Source organism: Bartonella sp. ML69XJBT (assembly GCF_028618515.1).
Classification (GTDB): domain Bacteria; phylum Pseudomonadota; class Alphaproteobacteria; order Rhizobiales; family Rhizobiaceae; genus Bartonella.
Genome location: NZ_JAQITB010000020.1, coordinates 1 through 16,637, shown reverse-complemented (window position 1 = coordinate 16,637; position 16,637 = coordinate 1). Strand labels below are relative to the sequence as shown.

Below are 16,637 nucleotides of genomic sequence, written 5' to 3'. Positions count from 1 at the left end.
TTTCACAGCGCTTATAAAGTTGGATTGTAGAGTGTCATGGATATGTGAGAATTTGCTATGAAAGGTGATTATCCTCAAGAAACGCTATGGATGTAATTTTTTAAAAGCAGATGTGCCTCTTTCTTATGCTTTTGCCAAAACATGAAATGTTCTGCCTCTCCAGAAAGATCGCTTAAGAGCTTTGGAATTTTTGAGAGGGCTGATGTCTCTGTTTTTAAGATAACAGCTCAGTTTTGCCTTAATAGGGAAGCGGCTTGTGCTGTTTGCCTCTTACAAGCCAAAACAAAAGGTGCATGATAAACGTACTTGCCAACATGCGTTAAGTCGAAATGTGGCGCTTTGTTTGCTCCTTATTTGCTACGCATATGGGGGAAAATATTCAAAAATGATATCATAATGTTAGGACAGATTTGTATTCAGAGATCCTTTTCTTATGTAATGAAACGGAGACGGTTTTTCCTTCTGCTTCAACGAGGTTTTTATCAAATCTTTCTACAAGAGTTTCATCTTTTTTGTTTACTTTTTCATGTTCTGCCCCCGGATTTGATTTTAGATATTCCCTAAGACGTCTTCTTCCTTGCGTGTGTTTGTAAAAACTCGCTGGAAGATACGGATCTACCTTTTCAGGAGGTAATGTAAGATGGGTTTTGTTTAATACACCGTCGATGTTCTCCTTGTGCATTCTTGTTAATTTCTCAGATTCAGTGTGAAGCTTTTTGGCAAGCGCTAAGCTTATTATTCCACATTCAGAGGCGCTGCGTTGAATATCCATCTCCATCTTGGAAAGAGAACATTCAGGCAATTGTTCTTGCACGATGAGTTGTATTCTTATTGCTAGTAATAAGGGTATCTCATTCTGGAGAGTTGCGGGTTCGAAAGCTATCAAGGATGTCTTGTTCTCGATGGTTCTGTGATCAAGTACCGCAAAATGGATTCCCCTATCGGTTGTGTTTACTATATATCTCGAAGATTGAACTCCGTTAGCCATTGCTTCTTTTATGGAGGAAACAAGCCCTTCAGATGTCGTAATAAGTTTAAGATTTAATCCTTGATATTTACGGTTTGCCTTCTCTATGAGAGCCGGCATCATTTTAATGTCTGTATTGGCATAATGGTAATTGCCTTTGAGCCATTTTCCATTCACAATGTCATCTTCTAAGCCTGCAATAATATCTTTTAACTCTTCACGACTGAATGGGATTTTTCGTGCTTTTTCGACGTTGAGTTGTTCTAAATCTTCCGGAAGACTTGCTAATGCTTCATCTGCACTCTCACTTTCTGGTGTTGCTGATGAATTATGGGGGGTGTTTTTTGAAGTTTGCGGTTTCATAATATTGACTCTCCATGCTTGTCATTGGTCTTCAATATTATTTGCTCAATTCCGGCTTAATTATGTTTATTTATTGATTTTAATTGATTTTCTTATCTTGAAAGGGAAGGTGATGAGGGCATCTTTTAAAGCGGAAAAATCTTTGTAAAAAGCTTTGCTCATGAGAACGATCGCTTTTTTTAGAATTGTGATCTTGATGCTATCTGCTTCTTTAAAATCTGTAAAAAATGAAAAACTTGAATCTGTTTGTAACGTCCTCTTGATGTTTTAGAATAAAAGCTTTTTGCACTCTTTTCCTTATGATGTTTATCACACAAGAATTATCACACAAGAGTTTTGCAATTTTGAAAAGGGTTGCTGTCACTGTTTTTGAGATAACAGCCCAGTTTTGCCTTAATAGGTAAGCGGCTTGTGCTGTTTGCCTCTTACAAGCCAAAACAAAAGGTGTATTTGCCAATATGAATGCATTATGTGGTATTTTATTTGCTATCCATATTGGCAAAAACTTTCAAAAATAACATCATAATGTCAGTGCGGATTTGTATTCAGAAATCCTTTTCTTATGAGATGAAACGGAGACAGTCTTTCCCTCTGCTTCAACGAGGTTTTTATCAAATCTCTCTACAAGAGTTTCATCTTTTTTGTTTACTTTTTCATGTTCTGCCCCCGGATTTGATTTTAGATATTCCCCAAGACGTGTTCTGCCTTGCGTGTGTTTATAAAAACTTGCTGGAAGATACTTATCCAACTTTTCAGAAGGGAGGGGAGCGTTTTCTTCACATAATACACCGCTTATATTATCTTGGTGTATTCTTGTTAATTTCTCAGATTCTCGATAAAGTTTTTTGGCAAGCGCTAAACTAAACATGCCACATTCAGAAGAACTGCGTTGAATGTCCATTTCTACCATGGAAAAATGATAATCAGGCAATTGGCAATCTTGAATGGCTTGTTCTGTTCTCAATCCTAACATGGCTGCACTCTTATGCTGAAATGCTGTAGGTTCATAGAGTATCAAAGATGTCTTGTTCTCGATGGTTCTGTGATCAAGTACCGCAAAATGGATTCTGCTGCTTCCTGAGTTTACTATGTGCCTGGACGTGTGAATTCCAGCATCAATCGTTTCTTTTAGTGAGAGGGAAAGGTCTTCTGGAGTCATCGCAAGTTTAAGATGCATTTGTGGATATTTACGATTTGCCTGCTCTACCAAAGCTGGCATCATCCTAAGATCTGTATCTGCATAATAGGCTTTCATCCAACGACCACTGGAGATATCAGCCTCTAAGCCTGCAATAATGCCTTTTAACTCTTCATGACTGAAGGCAACATTTTCTTCTTTTGTTTCAACGGCGCTACTCTCTAAACGCGCAAGAAGACTTGCTAATGATTCATCTGCGCTTTCACCTGTTTGCGTTGCTGATGAATTATGGGGGGTGTCTTTTGAAGCTTGCGGTTTCATAATATTGACTCTCCATGCTTGTCATTGGTTTTCAATATTATTTGCTCAATTCCGGCTTAATTATGTTTATTTATTGATTTTAATTGATTTTCTTATCTTGAAAGGGAAGGTGATGAGGGCATCTTTTAAGGCGGAAAAATCTTTGTAAAAAGCTTTGCTCATGAGAACGATCGCTTTTTTTAGAATTGTGATCTTGATGCTATCTGCTTCTTTAAAATCTGTAAAAAATGAAAAACTTGAATCTGTTTGTAACGTCCTCTTAATGTTTTAGAATGAAAGCTTTTTGCACTCTTTTCCTTATTATATTTTTTTATCACACAAGAATTATCACACAAGAGCTTTGGAATTTCGGAGAGGGTTGCTGTCACTGTTTTTGAGATATTAGCTCAGTTTTGTCTTAATAGGGAAGCGGCTTGTACTGTTTGCCTCTTATAAGCCAAAACAAAGGGTGCATGATCAACGTATTTGCCAATATGCGTTAGTCGAAATGTGGCGCTTTGTTTGCTATGCGTATGGATAAAAATGTTCAAAAATAACATCATAATGTCAGTAGAGACTTGTATTCAGAAATCCTTTTTCTATGTGATGAAACGGAGACAGTCTTTCCCTCTGCTTCAACGAGGTTTTTATCAAATCTCTCTACAAGAGTTTCATCTTTTTTGTTTACTTTTTCATGTTCTGCCCCCGGATTTGATTTTATATATTCCCCAAGACGTGTTCTGCCTTGCGTGTGTTTATAAAAACTTGCTGGAAGATACTTATCCAACTTTTCAGAAGGGAGGGGAGCGTTTTCTTCACATAATACACCGCTTATATTATCTTGGTGTATTCTTGTTAATTTCTCAGATTCTTGATAAAGTTTTTTGGCAAGCGCTAAACTAAACATGCCACATTCAGAAGAACTGCGTTGAATGTCCATTTCTACCATGGAAAAATGACAATCAGGCAATTGCTGAGATTGAACAGCCATTTGCGTTCTTATTGCCAGCATCGCTGGGGTCATATTATTGAATGTTGTAGGTTCAAAAAATATCACCGATGTTTTGTCCTCAATGGTTCTATGGTCAATTACCGCGAAATGAATACCCCTATCTTTCATACTAATTATGAATCTAGAAGATTGAATCCCAGCATCGATTGTTTCTTTCAGTAAGGAAGCAAAGTCGTAAGATGTTTTCGCAAATTTAAGACACATTTCTGGATATTTACGATTTGCCTGCTCTACCAAAGCTGGCATCATTTTAAGATCTGTACTTGCGTAATCGGCTTTCATCCAACGACTATTAATGATAGCACTCTCTAAGTTTTCAATAATATTTCTTAACTCTTCTTGTTTTTCAACAGCGGTACTTTCTAAACTTTCCAGAGGACTTGCTAATGATTCATCTGCGCTTTCACCTGTTTGCGTTGCTGATGAATTATGGGGGGTGTCTTTTGAAGCTTGCGGTTTCATAATATTTATTCTCCATGCTTGTAAGCGGTTTTCAATATTATTTGCTCAATTCCGGCTTAATTATGTTTATTGATTGATTGTGTTTGATTTTTTCATCTTGAAAGGGAAGGTGATGAGGGCGTTTTTTTAAGTGGATAAATTTTTGTAAAAAGCTTTGCTGAAGTTGGAATGATAAGCTTTCTAGAATTGTGTATTCTCGTGTCCTCTCACATGCAAAATTGGTAAAAATGAGAAGTTGGCGTGTCTTGCAACTTTATCTTGATATGTTCAAACGAAAGTTTTTTTCCTGCTTTTTTCTTTACATTGTGTATGGAGGCGTTAGGAAGAGCAAACTTTTTATGAAAAAGGTGTTTACACTGTTTTTTCATGAAAATGATGTCATCTCCTTTGAAGGTTTGCTTTCTTGGCTGCTTTCTCCGTTTTTCTTTCCATAAATGTTTTGCTACTTTCTGCATGTGTAAAGTGATCTCCTTGTCTCTTGTAAAGGAAGAAAATTTCACCCAATGGCGGATGGTTTTTCTTACCGGAAATCTCTTGATCACTTTTGTAATGGACTGTGGGTCCCTATTGGCTTGCTCTTGCTCTGAATATTTCGTTCAAATTTATGCTTCATGATGGGAGAAGAGAGAGGATGCAATGGTGGCTGTTGCTGATGATGATTTGAAGTCCGCATAGCTGATATCGTGTACTCGCGTGTTAGGTTCGAGGTGACAGCGATTGGGGCGTTTCTTCTTCTTTGTTGAGAGAAAAAATGGAAATAAAAGAGAGGGGATATCCTCTTTCTCATATTCCTTCTCTTAATAGTCTTACAATCTTTATAATTTGAGACGGATTATCTATACCGTAAAATACCAGCGTTTAGGGTTGTAATATAAGGCATATAACATTTTCCCACATGGAATATTTTGGGGGGATTTGGGGGAGTGGGGCAATATTGAGGGCACTGCTTGCTTTAAGATTTGTGGTCTTGTTGGATTTTATTCAGTGAAGCATAGGAAGCGGTAAGAGCAATGTGCTCAATAAAAAACCGGATTTTTTAAGGAAAAAACTGGATTGTTCACGAATTTGTGGTGATAGAAATCTCAATTACTGTGAGGACGGGAAGAAAATCCACCATATTCTACAATATTATAGGGATGTAATTGTAAGAATAAAGATATAAAAAACCTCTCCCCGCACATGTCATTAAATACCATTTTTCCTCTCTTGTCAAGAGAAAAAGTGGAATCTGATATTTTTATTTTAGTAAATCCGCTGATTATGGCGCAAATTTTATCGTTCCAATCGGAAAGTATTTTTCAAATATCGCACAAACGCTTTGTTCTCTTTGGGAGGAGGAAAAGATGCTTTTGCCAAAGTTGGTGATGTGGAAGGTGATGTGGCGGGTGGTGTGGGAGGTGGTGTGGAAAGTGGTGTGGGAGGTGGTGTGGTGGGTGGTGTGGCAGGTGGTGTGGCGGGTGGTGTGGGAGGTGGTGTGGCGGGTGGTGTGGAAAGTGATGTGGCGGGTGGTGTGGGAGGTGGTGTGGTAGGTGGTGTGGTGGGTGGTGTGGCAGGTGGTGTGGGAGGTGGTGTGGTAGGTGGTGTGGTGGGTGGTGTGGCAGGTGGTGTGGGAGGTGGTGTGGTAGGTGATGTGGCAGGTGGTGTGGGAGGTGGTGTGGAAAGTGGTGTGGGAGGTGGTGTGGTGGGTGGTGTGGCAGGTGGTGTGGGAGGTGATGTGGCGGGTGGTGTGGTGCGTGCTTATATAGGATCTATCAAATCTTTGGCCAAAGTAGTGGGCATGCTGAAAATAAATGCTTTTTGGGGATAAAAAGTCTGACTTTGCCAAGATGCAACCATAAGATTGGTTGTACCTGGTAGTGGGATTTTGAGGTGGTGGGTGGCGGGTGTTGATGGTTTGTATTTGATCTTTTTCGTATAAAGTTCTCTATCAAAAAGCCTCACACAAGGTAAGGCATAATTGATATGCTAAAAATGATTTTTTGTCCCGCCTGCCAAGAATAAACGGGATGTAAAATTACACCATAAGGCGGCGGGCTTACAAAAATAAGTGCTCATGTTGGTGGCGTTTGTGGGGATTAGCGTTGGTGATTGGCGCTGATGGTTTGTATTGACGGTTTGTGCTGGTGTCTGGTTGTTTGCTTTTGGTGCTGGTTGGCACTGTTCTTGGCGGGTTTAGTGGCGCGGTTTTTGATGAGAGCGTTTTACATTCTTTACACTTTGATTGTGTCATCTTAATTTCCCAGATTCACGATAAAGTTTTTTGGCAAGCGCTAAACTAAACATGCCACATTCAGAAGAACTGCGTTGAATGTCCATTTCTACCATGGAAAAATGACAATCAGGCAATTGGCAATCTTGAATGGCTTGTTCTGTTCTCAATCCTCACATGGCTGCACTCTTATGCTGAAATGCTGTCGATTCAGAGAATATCAAAGATGTCTTGTTCTCGATGGTTCTGTGATCAAGTACCGCAAAATGGATTCTGCTGCTTCCTGAGTTTACTCTGTGCCTGGACGCGTGAATTCCAGCATCAATCGTTTCTTTTGGTGAGAGGGAAAGGTCTTCTGGAGTCATCGCAAGTTTAAGATGCATTTCTGGATATTTGCGATTTGTCTGCTCTTTTTCAGGTTGTTATTTTGTGAAGCAGAGCGTGTTATGCTCTCTCTCTATAGGGCATCTTGCGGCAATATTTTTGCTGTTGTGCTTTTGTGAGAGGCTCATTCTTTAAGTCACAAAGAAAGAGGGAATAAGCTTAACCTGCAAAATATTGATGGAGCACATCAAGAATCATCCGTAAGGAACAAACAAGAGAGGAAAGCGGTTGATCCTCGACAACAAGATATTGTAGTGCAGCATGAAAGTGATGTTGGCGATGTAGATGTTGTGCTTCCTTAATCACTTCTTGCATCTTCTCATAGTGGTTGGTTGCTCTTTCTATCCATTGTTTTTGTGCTTTTTCATCGGAAGTGTGGGAAAAATCATCATAATAGCCATTTGGTAAACCTTTTGCACATAAATAGTCATTTCTGATTTGCAGATACTGTTGCGCAGTATCATATTGCTCTTTACTGATGCCTAAGGCATCCTGTTTAGAGCCAAGTAAACAAAGTCGTCCAATATAGCTAGCAACCAGCGGATTTTTTGCTTCTTCTATGGTCAAACCAAAGTGTTTTGCACGCATTTCAATGGTCTGTTGAGGAGAAGGAGAACGGGGGGTTTTAGCGCGTGAAATACGCCCATTGGGTTCTCTTAATTTTCCTGTTATCCTCGGTCTACCGCGTTTTTTAGCTATTTTCATGAACATACCATTTGAATTAAAAAAACTGTCTGTTTAAGAATCGTAACAGTGCAAAAAGCTCGGGGGGTGAATGTGCATAGGGATGGAAGCGCATAGGGGGGAAAGAATGATGGCTGCTGATAAAAAAAACAGACGTTATAAAATTGTCTTTTCTCCCTCAAATGAAAGTGTCTTTAGAAATGGCAAAAACTTTTGTTATCAGTTGTTCACTATCCTTTATCTTATCATTTATAGTCACATACTTTACTTTCTACAGAGATTTTTGACTCCTGTAGGGAAAAATCATTTTTGCCAAATACCATCCCCAAAAACACAATATTTTTATGAAAAATGGGATTGTGTGTTTTGATGAGATGTTTTATTGCTCATTCTGTTTGAGACAGTTCTATAGAAGTTTGCAAGCTTCTCTCTAGTGGGTACCGTTTTTCTGATCGTTTTTTTCTGGGGTACAAAACGAAGAAGCTTGATGCGTATTATGTTGTGAAGCATAGTTTATCCACTTTAAAGGATAAAGTTATCTTGTGTTGAATAGTTTATCCCTATTTATAATATCACAACAGGGCTGATATTTTCAAGTAAATATTGATAATATATTGATAATGCATATGAATAACCAAATATCGGTTCAGACGAATTGAGAGGGGTGTTTTCTTTTTTATCCATCTTGATTTTTATAAATATCCTTTATAGTGGCAATTACTGCTTCATTTTTGCGGTTCTATAAAAGAGATTTGACCATGAGACTATTCTAAAATGATGGGGTGTTTTCTGTTTTTTTCCGTTGTGGTTTCCTTTCGGTTGTTTTTGAGCGGAGCTGTTTTTTTATGGGCGAATATTGGTCTAAAAAGGCGTGGGTGTTGCCTATTTGAAACAGCTTTGCTTCATGTGAAATGGAAGCTTGAAAAGGGGCTTGATTTTTTTTTTGAGACTGATAAAGATGTCTTTAATGCATAAAGCGATCAAATGCCTTCATCTGTGTGTTGGTTCATCAAAACATACAGAGCTGTCGTATTTTTAGCCCTGCTTTTGGATTTTGCAAAAGAGAGACATCCAGTTGGTGTGGAAGTTTTTTGTTATCCATGTTGATGCGTGGGAGAAATGATGAGAGTGCTCTAAGCAGATGCCTCAAGGGAGGCGGTTGGTAAAAAAAGAAAGTGGGGGACTGTCAGCATGACAATCAATCAACAACACAACAAGCCACAGCAGGAATCTTTTCAAGCGCAAGGGAATGCACAGACTGCGTCACATGCAACTTTCGCTAAAGGATCAAAACTTTTTACTTTCAAAGAAGCTATGATGCTTTCCATGAGAGATTATAAAATAATCTTCTGTATCGCTATAGTTCTGTTGCTCTTAGGCGCTTTGCGTGCAGTGTATCTGCCAATGTTTTTCTTTGGGCTGTTTATTGGTGGAGTTTATACTGGGGGGGGTGGCTTTATTGACTTTCTTGTCTTCCTGCCAGCTTTGCTGTGGGGATTGTCGGTGATCTTCTTACCTGTTGTTTTGGTGTTACATTACATATTGGATCGTAGATTGAAAAATATGTTTGAGAAATTGGAACAAAAAGCATCTCAACAGCAGAAAAAATCAGGTACTGCATAAAATAGGGGAAGAAAATGATTCTTATTACAGCATTATTAGGTATTCTTGCGTTTTTTGGGCTTATCATCATTTCTGTGTTAAACAGTATGCTTATTGTCGGCGTTTATTACTTTTTTGTCAAACGGGTGAGATTATATCTTAACCTGGAAAAGGAACTGAACGAAAGGCCTTAAAGGGGAACAGGACTTTTGATAAAGTGGTGAAAAGAAAAAGAAGCAAAATGCAAAATTTGATAAAAAAATGTTGCTTCTTTCTTGCAAATACCCCATTTTTTCAATGAGTTTCGGTTAGCTTAGTTGTTTTCGGTTAGCTTAGTTGTTTTCGGTTAGCTTAGTTGTTTTCGGTTAGCTTAGTTGTTTTCGGTTAGCTTAGTTGTTTTCGGTTAGCTTAGTTGTTTTCGGTTAGCTTAGTTGTTTTCGGTTAGCTTAGTTGTTTTCGGTTAGCTTAGTTGTTTTCGGTTAGCTTAGTTGTTTTCGGTTAGCTTAGTTGTTTTAAAAGAAGAAGGCTGCTGCTAAAGGAAAAATTGTATCATCAAATTTTTATGATGTTGGTGCAGTTTCTTGCGTGCTGTGCGTTTCTATTGGCGTGGACAGCCGTTTTGACATTCATTCTTATGAGATTTCAGGCAGTAAAAATGGGCAAGTTGCATGTGTCTCAAAGCAAAAAAAGCATTTTAGCAAATGTGAAGAGCATGATATTGCTGTTCTTATTATGCGGGCGAACCTCTCTCAGTCTATGTTCATTGCGTCTCTTCTTTGGGGCACCATTTGGGTTTGTTGAAAAAATATTCCGTACTTGAAAAATGGTCCCTTGAAAAATCATCTGACACCAAAATAAAATAATCTCTCAAATAACGAAGTGTACAAAACACTCTCTTTTACAGGGTAATGTTTCTCAAAGGCATGAGAGCGCTGTTTGTCTAAAAAGTTTGTTTCAAAAGAGTTCAGCGTTTGGTCTCTGGAATGGGAGAGGGAAAATAATGGATCATTTTTCCTCCTCTTTGTTGTGCTTTGCCCATTGGAGATGCACGTGGATATTATATTGTTTTTGCTCTTTGTTTCTTCTTGTGTGCGAGGCTGTTATCAAAAGGGGTTAAAGGCCTTTTGGCAAGGAGAAACTGAAAAGTATGTTCCACAGAGAGAGCTTGCGAAATCTTGCGAAAAGCTTTAAATGAATGCCTCATATTGATGCGTGCTATCAAACATTTAAGGAGTGGGGGTATGCGTATAGATAAATCGCAAGATGAGCAACAACAGGTGTTTGTTCGCAGTGATACGGCTGTTGTCTCACAGGGGGTGTTTGATCAGAAATCAAAGCTTTTTTCTTGCAAAAAAACCTCTGTTCTGTCAACAAAAGATTACCTCATCATCGGCGCTCTGTCTCTCATAGTGGTGGTTGTTATATACAACAATTTTATGAAATGCTTTCATGGATTGTCTGAAGAACAGTTCACGGCAATGATTCAGAAAAATTTTCATGGGACGTTTCTGGAAAATCTGAAAGATTTATTCTTGGGACAAATTTCATGGGATGGAATCTATATGCAAGAATTGTGGAGTAGAGCTGGGTGGGAGAGTGTTTGGGCTTTTATCTGTCTTATTCCGCAAATGCTTTTTGGAATTGCTCAAATCCTCTTTCCTATCATTTTTGTCTTCCATTTCATGTTGAAGGGTGAATTGCAAGAAATGGTCCAGCAAGTGGAGAAATCGCCCGAAGAGTGTGATCCGGTTACTTCATAAAATAAGTAGGGAGGAAAATGTGACTTTTTTGTCAGCAGGCACAGCAATATTGACCATTCTATCCATGATGGTGGTCTATAGCATGATAAGTGTTTTTGCCATTATTGCCATTGTCGTGTTTTATTACTCTTTTTTTAAGCGTAGTGAAGTGCTTGCCAAGTCGCGTGAGAAACTAGAAATCTTCGAAGTACGTGAGGTACTTTGTCATGAGAGGGGAGAAGAGGAGCCAGTCTTTGATAGAGAAGCTTATCTCGCCTCGTTTAAAGAAGCCATGATGTTTTCAAAAAAAGATTATAAAAGAATCTTCAAATTCTCTTTTATCGTCCTTTTTATCCTCGTTATGCCTTTTCTCGTTTCATGTTTTATGGTGATAGCAGAGGTGACAACAAATGGCGTTCCTATACAAAAATTGATGGACAGTGGTGATTGGTCGTTTACTTTTTTTATGGTCAATGGTGTGTTTCTCTATATCATTTTTGTGTTTGTTGCGTTTTCCTTCCCAATCTTTTTGCTCCTTCATGCCAGACTCCATCTGAGAGTAAAAAAGATGATCAAGATCGTGAACAATTTTACTTAAAACAGAAATGCAATCAGTAGAATGTGAGAGGGAAAAGTGCTGTTTTTTATCAAATATTGTAGTCTGCTAGGGCGTATCATGTTGGCTTCTATGCTCTGTATGGTGATCATCGGGCTTCATTATTTTTTCATCAAGCGGGCAAGGTTGTATTTTCATATGCTGAAAGAGCTGAAAAATAGCCATCTTGCTGATAAAGGGCACGTGGCAGAACAAAACTGTGATACAGACATGCATTCTTTTGCGTTTAAAGAATCTCTGTTTCTTTGGCCAAAAGAATGTAAAAGACTCTTCTTTCTCTCCCTTAGCATCGCTTTGTTCTATGCTGTCTTCTCGACAGTAAAGTTGGCAGGTTGGAGGAGTGATGTGAGTGCTGTTTTCACTGTGCTGTTCAATTTTCTATCGGTTTGTTTTCTTGCCTTGGCACCTCTCATTGGGGTATTATGCATAAAGTTGACGGGTAAATTGAGGAAAATGATGCAGCAGTTGGAAGAAAAAATTGTACAACAAGATGCACCTCTTATACCAGATAGGCATGGGGAGAAAAATGATGGGTAGTTTTATAACATTAACAGCTCTCTCTTTTTTGTCTTCGACAATCATAGGCATTTTAGTGACTATGCCGGTTTTGGTCATTTATTACGTATTTATGAAGCGGGCAAGGCTGTATTACAAAGTGAAAAAACAACTCAAAGCGCTTCAAGAACGCAATAGAGAACTTGGAAGAATAGCAAAACAAGACCCGAAAGATGAAACAGAATTCAGTGTTTGATAAAGGCACTTTTGTTTCATTATTTCAAAAAGCCTCGTAAAAAACTTGACCTTTTCAAGACAAAGCTTCTCTCTTTTCACGGTTATGCTGACGACTTTCGTTGTAATACGCTGGCAGAGTATGGGGGAATAAGATTTCCTCTTTCTTTTGAAAACTGCTGGTGTGGATTGTTGGCTATGCTGTTTCTTTCTTATTGAATATTTGGCTGTGTTGGGAGAAGTGAGGGGCGTTTTGTGAAAGAGTGAATGGGGTGTTTTTACTGCTGATTTTGTGTTTGCTATGGGTTTTGATTTTTTGAGCACTTTTTATGAGAGGTTTGAAAAAATCATGTAACAATGGAAAAAAGAAAGCCAGTAGAAAAATGGAGTTCATCACAGATTGTGAGAGAGGAGGGGTGAGAGTAGTCGGCGAGGAGTGTTTTAGTCCTTTCTCCTGTGTGGGGGTATTGTTCGTTGGCTTTTATGTTGGCTGTATGTTTTTTAAAGCATGCGTTGTGGGGTATGGGTTTTGGGCAGTGTTTTGCCTGGTTTGAACCGTGAGAAAAGAATGAACAGTGTGGAGAAAACGATAGAGCGTTTTTTCAGACATGGGAGAGAAGGTTTGGTTGTCATCCATAAGGGTGTGTGTATATCGGTTTTTGTGGGGCGCGCGCATTCTATGGGAGTGTTTTCTTGAGGTGTTTGTCGAGAAAATAGCCAGCAATTGGGAAATCATCTAGAAAGATCTTAACGGGAGAGAGAAAATGAGAATATTTTTGAGAAAACAGTACGAAGCGCTTTATGAAAGCTGTGATGAAGATGTTCTGTTAATCTTCTTTTTGTTTTAAAAACGGAGTGTTTTGCAGAATTATGGCTGTCAATACGCATGTTAATCGGGGAGGGGTGTTTTAGTCCTTTCTTCGGCGATGGGTATTTTTCGTTGGTTTTGCTGTTGGGTGTATGTTTTTTAAAGCATGCGTTGTGGGGTATGGGTTTTGGGCAGTGTTTTGCTTGGTTTGAACCGTAAGAAAAGAATGAACAGTGTGGAGAAAACGATAGAGCGTTTTTTTCATACATGGGAGAGAAGGTTTGGTTGTCATCCATAAGGGTGTGTGCATAGTGGTTTCGTGTCATGGCGTCGCTTGTTGGTGGTATAACGGTAAATCCATTGAGCACCACCACTTTCCGCTTATGAAGGAGCAAGTCGGCACCATCATTCATTTTGTCAGCTCCCAATGCTGCAACAGTCCTTGCTACCTGAGACGATTCATAAGAGGCATTTTTAGTTTTTTCGTACCACATTTGTATTCACATGCTCATGCCACTTGTGGTGTGCAAGCGAGAGATTTTGATTGCTTCAACATGGGAAAGGATTGAAATAAGAAAATCTTATGGTATTTTGGACTTTTATTCCATATGCAAAACAATGAATTATGATTATAAACAATGTATTGACTATCTGATACACGCATCCTATGGGGGGTCTTGAGGTGTTTGTTGAGAAAAGAGCTGGCAATTAGAAAGCCCTTTGATCAGGTCACAACATCATCTCTACAAGGTTATTGTTAGGGAATTCATATACAAGACAGCAAAACAGGCAAGAGACTATAGCTCTTATCATACAGAATATTTCTCTGATCGTCCTCCTCTTTGCAAATGCCTCTCTCTCTAAAGTTTCTGATCTTGTTGCTTCCTTTGGGAAAAATGGTGGCTAGCGTGGTTATGGGGTAGGTGATGTTTCTCCTGCTCGTTTTGTTTTGGGCTTGTTTTCTCGTCTTTATAGCTCTTGTTACGCTTTTGTACATTCTACATTTGCAGTTTTTATATTCTGCATTTGTCTATTCTATTGGGGCTTTCACTGAAAAAAATTTTCCACGAGCAAGAAGCAAACAAATCAAAGGGATGGTGAGGTATTGGTTTTGTTGATGGGAGAGGTTTGTGGAATATGGTATCGCTTCTGCCAATCTTTGCTCTGTCGTTTTTATCAACGGGATGAAATTTTCTCTTTGTGGGGAGAAAGAACAAAAAGCGTGCTGATAAGAGCATGAGAGAACTTGCACAATTGTAAAAAAAGCTTTAAATGAATCCCTCACGTTAGTGTGTGTTGTCAGATAATGAAAAAGTGTGGGGGTGTTTTTATGACCATAGACAAACCACAACACGGGTCTCTTGCCAGTGAGGTAGCTGTTGTGTCTGGGGGTGCTATTGATAAAGCATCGAAGCTTTTTTCTTTCAAAAAAGCCTTGGCTCTTTCAACTAAAGACTATGTCGTCATCTGTTGTTTGGCTGTTCTCTTATTGGGGGGTGTTGTCGCTATTACGTATATAAAACCTTTGGAATATTTTCATGTGCTCTCTAGGGAAAAGCTCATGGCAATGGTTCAGGAAAATCTTCACAAAACACCTTTAGAATTTTTTAAAGATTTAATCTTGCCCTCATTTTCTTCGAGTGGAATGGCTATACAAGAATTGTGGCATGCCGCTGGATGGAATGGCGTTTGGGCTTTTATATGTTTTATTCCGCAAGAGATTTTTGGAATTACTACAACGCTCTTTCCTGTTATTCTTGTCTTCCATTTTCTCTTGGATCGTGAGTTAAAAGAAATGATCCAGCAATGAGAAAAATCGCAAAAGTAGTGCGATTCAATGGCTTTATAGAACAAGAGAGGAAAAAATGAATTTTTTGGTGATATTGTTCGTAGTATTAACTGCTGGGTCAATGATTGTCATATATAGTGTGATTACTGTTTGTAGTACTATGGCAATTATTGCAATTTATTACTCCTTTATTAAGCGTATTAAGCGTGCAAGAAAGTTGTCTCAGACTTTTGAGGAACAAATTTTTGAGAAACTAAAAAAGAATGCCACAGAGCATTTGAGTGGTGATGGGAGCAAAATAAAGGAGAAGAGACCAGCATTTAACACAAAAGCTTATCTCTCTTCCTTTCAAGAATCTTTGATGCTTTCAAAAAAGGACTATAAGAGAATATTTATTTTTTCTCTTATTGTATTTGTCTTCATATTTCTGCCTTTCGCATTTTCACTAGTCATCGAAGGAGCAAAGTTTGCACAAGGATTTGCACAAGGAATGGACATAAAACAAATAGTGAATATGAGTTCTGGATTATTTCGTTTTTATATCATAATGGTTGCGTTAGTGTTTTTAGCCACGGCATTGGTTGCTTTCTCTTTACCAGTGATTTTAATCTTCTACGGTATAGTTAATCAGAAAGTGAAAAAGAATATGAAAAGGTTAGAAAAGCTTGCCTAAGTGTCACTCAATCGATAAGTACACAAAATGTAAGAGGGGAAAAAAGTGCTTCTTTTTATAGGATATTGGGGTCTGCTAGGACTCATCATCATAGGCATTGTCATATTTATGGTTTTGATTGGGCTTCATTATTTTTTCATAAAGCGGGCAAAATTATACTTTCATATGCTTGAAAAACTGAAAAAGAATGCGGGACATCTTGCGCCTTTTCAACAGCGGGGAACGATAGAAAAAAATGCAGCGCTTGATACGAAAACCCGCCTTCTTTCTTTCAAACAATCCATGTTGCTTTGGCCAAAAGAGTTTAAAATAATATGTGTCCTCTCTCTCCTCATGGTGCTTTTAAGAGCTGCACTCTTGACTGCAAATACAGCAGGTTGGAAGGGTGATGTAAGTGGCGTTATAATTCTTCTGTTAAGTTGTCTATCGGAAGCTTTTCTGTTCTTGGCACCGATCGTTGGGTTGCTATGCCTCAAATTGACGGGTAAATTGAGAAAAACAATCCAGCAATGGGAAGAAGAAATCGTACAACAAGATAAAAGAATTAGCATGCAAAATGCGCTTGGAGGCAAAAATGACTAGTAGTTTTGCAACATTCTTGGTTCTCTCTTTTTTGTCTTCAACAATAACCGGCTTTTTAGTTATTGTGCCAGTTTTGGTTCTTTATTATCTGTTTATAAAGCGGGCATGGCTGTATTGCAAAGTAAAAAAAATGAGAAGAGAGAACAACACGACATAGCCTTTTTTCAGACATGGGAAAGAGGGCGAAGGTTTGGTCGTCATCCATAGTGGCGTATGCATTTCTCTTTATCACGGTTCTCATCTTTCTAATGGTTTTCAGGGGGGCGCATCCTATGGGGGTGTTTTCTTGAGGTGTTTGTTGAGAAAAGAGCTGGCAATTAGAAAGCCCTTTGATCAGGTCACAACGTAATCTCTACAAGGTTATTGTTAGGGAATTCATATACAAGACAGCAAAACAGGCAAGAGACTATAGCTCTTATCATACAGAATATTTCTCTGATCGTCCTCCTCTTTGCAAATGCCTCTCTCTCTAAAGTTTCTGATCTTGTTGCTTCCTTTGGGAAAAATGGTGGCTAGCGTGGTTATGGGGTAGGTGATGTTTCTCCTGCTCGTTTTGTTTTGGGCTTGTTTTCTCGTCTTT

General features: G+C 38.7%; 15 protein-coding genes and 1 pseudogene. 10 read left to right on the top strand and 6 right to left on the bottom strand.

The features are described from left to right. Positions 1-391 precede the first annotated feature (391 nt). The 3 genes from PVV68_RS06695 to PVV68_RS06685 form a co-directional block, all read right to left on the bottom strand. The gene (locus tag PVV68_RS06695; protein ID WP_273782795.1) at positions 392-1,330 is read right to left on the bottom strand and encodes a YopJ/AvrA family T3SS effector serine/threonine acetyltransferase; all 939 of its coding nucleotides are present in this window, start codon (positions 1,328-1,330) and stop codon (positions 392-394) included. 520 nt (positions 1,331-1,850) lie between these two features. Beyond that, the gene (locus tag PVV68_RS06690) at positions 1,851-2,789 is read right to left on the bottom strand and encodes a YopJ/AvrA family T3SS effector serine/threonine acetyltransferase (protein WP_273782793.1); all 939 of its coding nucleotides are present in this window, start codon (positions 2,787-2,789) and stop codon (positions 1,851-1,853) included. A gap of 538 nt (positions 2,790-3,327) precedes the next feature. Then, on the bottom strand, positions 3,328-4,242 hold the full coding sequence (locus tag PVV68_RS06685; protein WP_273782791.1) for a YopJ/AvrA family T3SS effector serine/threonine acetyltransferase: 915 nt from the start codon (positions 4,240-4,242) through the stop codon (positions 3,328-3,330). Positions 4,243-5,569: 1,327 nt separating this feature from the next. Between PVV68_RS06685 and PVV68_RS06680 the strand changes: the two genes are divergently transcribed. Then, on the top strand, positions 5,570-6,049 hold the full coding sequence (locus tag PVV68_RS06680) for a hypothetical protein (protein ID WP_273782789.1): 480 nt from the start codon (positions 5,570-5,572) through the stop codon (positions 6,047-6,049). Positions 6,050-6,468: 419 nt separating this feature from the next. Here PVV68_RS06680 and PVV68_RS06675 read toward each other — a convergent pair. Together PVV68_RS06675 and PVV68_RS06670 are read right to left on the bottom strand one after the other, a co-directional pair. Then, a pseudogene (locus PVV68_RS06675) lies at positions 6,469-6,849 on the bottom strand (YopJ family acetyltransferase); the annotation flags it as partial. A 145-nt stretch (positions 6,850-6,994) separates the two neighbouring features. Next, a complete protein-coding gene (locus PVV68_RS06670) occupies positions 6,995-7,540 on the bottom strand; it encodes a hypothetical protein (protein WP_273721308.1) in 546 nt (181 codons plus the stop codon). A gap of 1,170 nt (positions 7,541-8,710) precedes the next feature. Between PVV68_RS06670 and PVV68_RS06665 the strand changes: the two genes are divergently transcribed. The 6 genes from PVV68_RS06665 to PVV68_RS06640 all read left to right on the top strand — a co-directional run bounded on the left by PVV68_RS06665 (position 8,711) and on the right by PVV68_RS06640 (position 12,902). Continuing rightward, a complete protein-coding gene (locus PVV68_RS06665; RefSeq protein WP_273721311.1) occupies positions 8,711-9,142 on the top strand; it encodes a hypothetical protein in 432 nt (143 codons plus the stop codon). A 1,220-nt stretch (positions 9,143-10,362) separates the two neighbouring features. Beyond that, positions 10,363-10,881 (top strand): hypothetical protein, encoded by a 519-nt coding sequence (locus tag PVV68_RS06660; RefSeq protein WP_273782788.1) that lies wholly within the window; start codon positions 10,363-10,365, stop codon positions 10,879-10,881. Positions 10,882-10,900: 19 nt separating this feature from the next. Continuing rightward, entirely contained in the window at positions 10,901-11,458 is a 558-nt protein-coding gene (locus PVV68_RS06655) for a hypothetical protein (RefSeq protein ID WP_273721315.1), read from the top strand. Positions 11,459-11,494: 36 nt separating this feature from the next. Beyond that, the gene (locus tag PVV68_RS06650; protein ID WP_273782787.1) at positions 11,495-12,013 is read left to right on the top strand and encodes a hypothetical protein; all 519 of its coding nucleotides are present in this window, start codon (positions 11,495-11,497) and stop codon (positions 12,011-12,013) included. Further along, the gene (locus PVV68_RS06645; RefSeq protein ID WP_273721318.1) at positions 12,003-12,227 is read left to right on the top strand and encodes a hypothetical protein; all 225 of its coding nucleotides are present in this window, start codon (positions 12,003-12,005) and stop codon (positions 12,225-12,227) included. Before PVV68_RS06650 ends, PVV68_RS06645 begins: the two co-directional genes overlap by 11 nt. A gap of 507 nt (positions 12,228-12,734) precedes the next feature. After that, positions 12,735-12,902 (top strand): hypothetical protein, encoded by a 168-nt coding sequence (locus tag PVV68_RS06640; RefSeq protein ID WP_273721319.1) that lies wholly within the window; start codon positions 12,735-12,737, stop codon positions 12,900-12,902. A gap of 50 nt (positions 12,903-12,952) precedes the next feature. On the opposite strand, the gene PVV68_RS06635 is transcribed toward PVV68_RS06640, so the two are convergent. Continuing rightward, the gene (locus PVV68_RS06635; RefSeq protein WP_273721321.1) at positions 12,953-13,507 is read right to left on the bottom strand and encodes a hypothetical protein; all 555 of its coding nucleotides are present in this window, start codon (positions 13,505-13,507) and stop codon (positions 12,953-12,955) included. Positions 13,508-14,343: 836 nt separating this feature from the next. Between PVV68_RS06635 and PVV68_RS06630 the strand changes: the two genes are divergently transcribed. From PVV68_RS06630 to PVV68_RS06620, 3 genes are read left to right on the top strand one after another with little or no spacing between them, the layout of a single operon-like run. Continuing rightward, on the top strand, positions 14,344-14,823 hold the full coding sequence (locus PVV68_RS06630; RefSeq protein ID WP_273721323.1) for a hypothetical protein: 480 nt from the start codon (positions 14,344-14,346) through the stop codon (positions 14,821-14,823). A gap of 55 nt (positions 14,824-14,878) precedes the next feature. Continuing rightward, positions 14,879-15,475, top strand: coding sequence for a hypothetical protein (locus tag PVV68_RS06625; protein WP_273721325.1), 597 nt, complete (start codon positions 14,879-14,881; stop codon positions 15,473-15,475). A gap of 45 nt (positions 15,476-15,520) precedes the next feature. Beyond that, complete coding sequence (locus PVV68_RS06620; RefSeq protein ID WP_273721327.1) at positions 15,521-16,057, top strand: hypothetical protein; 537 nt, start codon at positions 15,521-15,523, stop codon at positions 16,055-16,057. Positions 16,058-16,637: the final 580 nt, after the last annotated feature.

Bases quoted from the DNA above. Each gene is read 5' to 3' on its own strand.
- PVV68_RS06695 (WP_273782795.1), bottom strand. From the start codon at position 1,330: ATGAAACCGCAAACTTCAAAAAACACCCCCCATAATTCATCAGCAACA.
- PVV68_RS06690 (WP_273782793.1), bottom strand. From the start codon at position 2,789: ATGAAACCGCAAGCTTCAAAAGACACCCCCCATAATTCATCAGCAACG.
- PVV68_RS06685 (WP_273782791.1), bottom strand. From the start codon at position 4,242: ATGAAACCGCAAGCTTCAAAAGACACCCCCCATAATTCATCAGCAACG.
- PVV68_RS06670 (WP_273721308.1), bottom strand. From the start codon at position 7,540: ATGAAAATAGCTAAAAAACGCGGTAGACCGAGGATAACAGGAAAATTA.
- PVV68_RS06665 (WP_273721311.1), top strand. From the start codon at position 8,711: ATGACAATCAATCAACAACACAACAAGCCACAGCAGGAATCTTTTCAA.
- PVV68_RS06660 (WP_273782788.1), top strand. From the start codon at position 10,363: ATGCGTATAGATAAATCGCAAGATGAGCAACAACAGGTGTTTGTTCGC.
- PVV68_RS06645 (WP_273721318.1), top strand. From the start codon at position 12,003: ATGATGGGTAGTTTTATAACATTAACAGCTCTCTCTTTTTTGTCTTCG.
- PVV68_RS06635 (WP_273721321.1), bottom strand. From the start codon at position 13,507: ATGTGGTACGAAAAAACTAAAAATGCCTCTTATGAATCGTCTCAGGTA.
- PVV68_RS06630 (WP_273721323.1), top strand. From the start codon at position 14,344: ATGACCATAGACAAACCACAACACGGGTCTCTTGCCAGTGAGGTAGCT.
- PVV68_RS06625 (WP_273721325.1), top strand. From the start codon at position 14,879: ATGAATTTTTTGGTGATATTGTTCGTAGTATTAACTGCTGGGTCAATG.